The sequence below is a fragment of the Myxococcus vastator genome, from assembly GCF_010894475.1.
Lineage (GTDB): Bacteria > Myxococcota > Myxococcia > Myxococcales > Myxococcaceae > Myxococcus > Myxococcus vastator.
Map to the genome: position 1 here is coordinate 1 of NZ_JAAIYB010000682.1, position 3,090 is coordinate 3,090.

The 3,090-nt window shown below is 72.9% G+C and carries 1 protein-coding gene; it reads right to left on the reverse strand.

Annotation, left to right across the window (positions count from 1 at the left end; genetic code table 11):
• Nucleotides 1-3,090, reverse strand: a 3,090-nt coding sequence (locus G4D87_RS36000; protein WP_163787320.1) for a non-ribosomal peptide synthetase, incomplete at both ends; no start/stop codon positions are given.

Sequence of the window (3,090 nt, forward strand, 5' to 3'; positions counted from 1 at the left end):
ACCTTCTCCAGCCCCAGCACCGACGCCCATACCCCGCACAGCACCTCCTGCATCGGCGTCCTCTCCTCCCCCTCCTCCTTCTCCCGCTCCCACTCCGGCTCCGGCAGCGCCTGGCGGTCCACCTTCCCGTTCGCGTTCAGCGGCAGCCGCTCCAGTGCCACGTACGCCGCGGGCACCATGTACTCGGGCAGGTGATGCGTCAGGTGACCGCGCAGCTGCGCCACGTCCAGCGCGGCGTCCCGCGGCGGCACGCCCTCCTCCGAAGGAGCCTGGGAGGGGACCACGTAGGCGACGAGGCGCTTGTCGCCGGAGGGAGCCGTGTGCACCACCACCAGGGCCTGCCGCACCCGGGGGTGGACCCGCAGCGCGGCCTCCACCTCCCCCAGCTCGATGCGGAAGCCACGGACCTTCACCTGCGAGTCATTGCGACCCATGAACTCCAGCGTGCCTCCCGCCAGCCAGCGCACCGTGTCCCCCGTGCGGTAGAGGCGTGTGCCGGACTCGCGGCTGAAGGGGTGCGGGATGAAGCGCTCGGCGGTCAGCGCGGGGCGGCCCAGGTAGCCACGCGCCACGCCCTCGCCGCCGATGAACAGCTCGCCGGGTACGCCCGGGGGGACCGGCTGCAGGTGGGCATCCAGGACGTAGACCTGGACGTTGGCCAGGGGCCCACCGATGGAAGGCGGGACGCCGGCCCGCACGAGGCAGGCGGTGGAGTCCACCGTGCACTCGGTGGGCCCATAGACGTTGAAGGTGCGGGTGTGAGGCGCGGCGGCCAGCTGACGCCAGAAGGCCTCGTCAATGGCCTCGCCTCCGGGCACCAGCAGGCGCGGTGCGAGCTCCGCCTCGAACAGGCCGGCCTGGACCACCATCCGCAACAGGGAGGGCGTGCAGTCGAGCACGTCCACGCGGTGCCGCCGCAGCCAGCCCAGCAGTGTCTGGGGGTCCTGCCGGGCGTCCTCGGGGACGATGCAGAGGCAGTGGCCGTCGAGCAGCTGGACGATCTGCTTGATGGCGGCGTCGAAGACCAGCGGCGCATTGACGCTCACCCGCAGGCCCGGGGGCTGGCCCGCATACACCGTGGCCGCCAACGCCTGGCGCAGGTTCGCCATGGAGCGGTGCTGGACCATCACGCCCTTGGGCGTGCCCGTGCTGCCCGAGGTGTAGATGACGTACGCGAGGCTGCCGGACGAAGCGGCGGGCGCCACGGGGTGCGTCGGCAGCGAGGCGGGCAGTGCCTCCGGCGAGTCGAGGCACACGACCTGGACCCCGTCCGGCAGCCAGGAGGTGTCCAGGCGCCGCAGGGTGAGCAGCACGGGGGCGGCGCAGTCCTGGAGCGTCAGCGCCAGGCGCGAGGTAGGCCAGGAGGAATCCAGCGGTACGAAGGCGCCTCCCGCCTTGAGGATGCCCAGCAGGCCCACCACCATCTCCAGGCCCCGCCCCACGTACAGGCCCACGCGCGCCTCGGGCTTCAGCCCCAGCGACAGCAGATGCCAGGCGAGCTGGTTGGAGCGCGCCTCCAGTTCGCCATACGTGAGGGCGTGGTCCTCGAAGGAGACCGCGAGCGCGTGCGGCGTGCGCCGGGCCTGGGCCTGGAAGAGGGCGTGGAAGGTGGTGTCCGCCGGGAAGTCCGCGCGCGTGTCGTTCCACGCCTCCAGCACATCGCGGCGCTCGGCCGGGGTGAGCAGGGAGAGCTCGCTGACGCGGCACCGGGGGTCCCTGGCCGCGGCCTCCAGCAGCACGCGCAGGTGCTCGACCATCCGCCGGGCCGTGGCGGGCTCGAACAGCTCCAGGCTGTACTCCAGCTGGCCGTCCAGCGCCCCGTCCCGCTCCAGGAACGAGAGCGTCAGGTCGAACTTGGACGTGCCTGTCGTACAGGGCAGCAGGTCCACCCGCAGCCCCGGCAGCGCGGGGGCCTGCAGCGGAGCGTTCTGCAGCACGAACATGGCCTGGAACAGCGGCGAGCGCCCCGGGTCGCGCGCTCCGCCCAGCGCCTCCACCAACCTGTCGAAGGGCACGTCCTGGTGGGCGAACGCGGTCAGCGCCGCCTCCCTGACACGGCCGACCAGGTCGGTGAACGTCGGCCCGCCACCCAGGCGGGCCCGCAGCACCAGGGTGTTCACGAAGAAGCCGATGAGCTGCTCGAACTCGGGGCGGGCCCGGTGGGCGGTGGGCGTGCCGATGCAGAAGTCGTCCTGGCCGGAGTAGCGGGCCAGCAGTGACTCGTACGCGGCCAGCAGCACCATGAAGAGGGTGGCGCCATTCTCCCGCCCCACCTTCTCGAGGGCCGCCACCAGGGGCGCGGGCAGGGAGAAGGCGTGCGTGCCGCCCCGGAAGCTCCGTGTCGTGGGGCGTGGGAAGTCGGTGGCGAGCTCCAGCGCGGGAGCGCCTTGGAGGCTGGCTCGCAGGGCGTCGAGCCGTGCCCCGAGGCCCTCCGCCTCCATCTGCTGGCGGTGCCACACGGCGAACTCCGCGTACTGCACCGGCAGCGGCGGTAGCGGTGAGGGCCGGGCCTGCACGAAGGCGGAGTACAGCGCGGCCGCCTCACGCACCAGCACCCCCAGGGACCAGCCGTCCGAGACGATGTGATGCATGGTGAGCACCAGGACATGCTCGTCAAGCCCCAGGCGCAGCAGGCCCGTCCTCAGCAGCGGGCCCGTGGCCAGCTCGAACGGGCGGCGGGCCTCCTCGTCCAGGCGCCGCCGCGCGGTGGTCTCGCGCTCGGTGGCCTCCAGCGCGCTCAGGTCCTCCACGGGCAGCTCCCACCCGGCGGGCGCGGGGTGGATCTGCTGCAAGGGCTGCCCATCACGGAGCAGGAAGGTGGTGCGCAGCGCCTCATGCCGGCTGACGATTTCCGCGAAGGTGCGGCGCAGCGCCTCCACATGGAGGCTCCCGCGCAGGCGCAGGGCCAGCGGGACGTTGTAGACAGCCCTCCCCGGATGGAGCTGCTCCAGCAGCCACAGCCGCTGCTGCGCGAAGGACACCGGCAGCGCGCCCTCCCGTTCCACCCGCTCCAGCGCGGGCCTCTGGCCCCTCGCCTGCCCCAGCCCCAGCGCCTGCTCCACCCGCGCCGCGAACTGCTCCACCCTCGGC